Here is a 1,994-nt window from a genome sequence, read left to right as displayed (position 1 = left end):
AACATCCCGAAATCACGCAAAGTGAAGCTTTTTGGAACTCTTTAAAGCATGGATTGAGTTTTAATTTAGATGATGAGATTGCGGGGATTACAGCGGCAGGACGTGATTCTGATGATCAGTGGGCAATAAGTGCTTTTTTGAATGGGCTTTACAACTATTGGACTGGAGATAAGAAAACCATAGAAAAATATGAGAAAGAAGCCAATAGACTACGTGATTATTATCGTAGGATGAGTGATCAACATTATTGGACTTCTTTTGCTGGAAATGCTTTAGGGTCGGCAATCCCTTCACTTGCGACTTTAGGGGGAGGACTGTTAGCCTCAGGAGCACGCCTTGTAGCGCCTACACTTGCAAGGAATGTGGCGGGGTCAAAATTAGGTCAAGCCTTTTTGAAAACTGGTCAGTCACTACCAAGTCGATTTGCAAGTCCATTTTTAGGCATCACGAACAAAACAACATTACCTCATTTGCTTAAAGTAGGTGCAGCATCTGGTGCATTACATGGCGCAGGAGAAGGCGAAGGACTTTTAAATACACTTCAAACCACGGCATCTGGTGGAACTTTAGGAATGGGCGGGGCATTGGCTGGAAATCTTGTAGGCAGTATGCTTGGTTCTACTTTTGGTGGAATACGAAGACTTTTTTCTCCTTCTCATACGAAAGAAGGTGTTTCAAAAGATACGTTAAGAGCAATCAGTAAACATTTAGGCAATGAAGCTTCTGAAGAGCTAGGAGAATCTTTTAAAAAAGCAGTTCCTACCGATTACGTAGCTGATCATAGTCCTTTTTTACAAGATCTTGTTTTTGATATCGCGAAAAGAAACCAAGGGGCTTATCTTGATTTAACCAAGAGAGCTAAACAGAGAGCGCTGGGAGGAGGGGAGCGTATTCATCAGGCGGCTGATAAATACTTTGTTCCTCATCAAAATGTCACAGGTTTAAAAAATGATCTTATCGCGAGTAGGGAAGCATATACAGAACATCTTTACGAAATAGCCAAAAAAATACCAATAGGAGAACAGCATTATGGCGCTCTTAATGAATTAATGAAGCGTCCATATTTCAAACAGGCTTATAAAGAAGGGCTACAGGAATTCACGAGTAAGGTCAAAGAAGTTGCTCCATTTTCTTCTGAAAAATTTAATCTCCTTAAAGAAAAGCCCAACATGGGTGTTCTCCATGAAACGAAGGTTAAACTTGGTCTTATGAGAGATGCAGCCGAGAAGGTAGGAGATAACAGTAAAGTTCATACCTTAGTTGGCATTCAGAAAAAGTTATTAGAGCTTATGGATGATATATCGCCTAAATATAAGAAGGCACGATCATTGTATCATCAATATAGTTCACGTTTAGATGCCATGGATGAAGGTTCCAAAATCCTTAGCAAGTCGGTTAATAAGGATGAGTTCAGTAAAATCTTTGATGAATTACCAAAGGCACAACAAGAATACTTTAAAAAGGGCTCAAGGGCAGAACTTTTACAAGGTATGGGGCAAACAAAAGATGAAGTATCCAAGGCAAAGGAGATTTTTGGTACGAATGATCTGTATAAACGATTTGCAAAGATTTATGGAGTCGATAAAGCTTCTGCGGTCAAGAAGGTTATCGAAAAAGAAGCCGATTATGCAGATTTTTATAATAGAATACCAGGTCGTGTAGCGGATGAAAAGATATCTTTTACGCATAACGTCAGTATGCCAACGGGTAAACATGATGCAGCTGTACAATTAGCAAAAGCTGCTGGGAAGGCTGCTTGGATTCCTTTCAAAGAGGCGGCGTTTAGAGAGCGTCAACGGATTGAAAAGGATGTTGTCAAATTGTTAACAGGGGGAACACAGATTAAGAATGCTCAAATTGTCGATCTCATTCAACGTATGGTAAATGCGCATCATAATGGATATGTCACGAAAGAGTGGGTGAAAAAGCGTTTTTCTGATTTGTTTAGATTAAGTGGAAACGAGGTTGTGAGGATGTTTAACCGATGACCCGTT

Annotated in this window: 1 protein-coding gene; it reads left to right on the top strand. The window is 39.9% G+C overall.

From position 1 onward, the window contains the following. Window positions 1–1,988: hypothetical protein (locus ACFINC_RS09005; protein ID WP_375616988.1), on the top strand; the 1,988-nt coding region annotated here is incomplete at its 5' end. Window positions 1,989–1,994: the final 6 nt, after the last annotated feature.

Source organism: Bartonella sp. AP58NXGY, assembly GCF_042195785.1.
In the GTDB taxonomy this organism is placed as follows: Bacteria; Pseudomonadota; Alphaproteobacteria; order Rhizobiales; family Rhizobiaceae; genus Bartonella.
The sequence above is the reverse complement of the archived record's forward strand: the minus strand, read 5'-3'. Positions and strand labels throughout refer to the sequence as shown.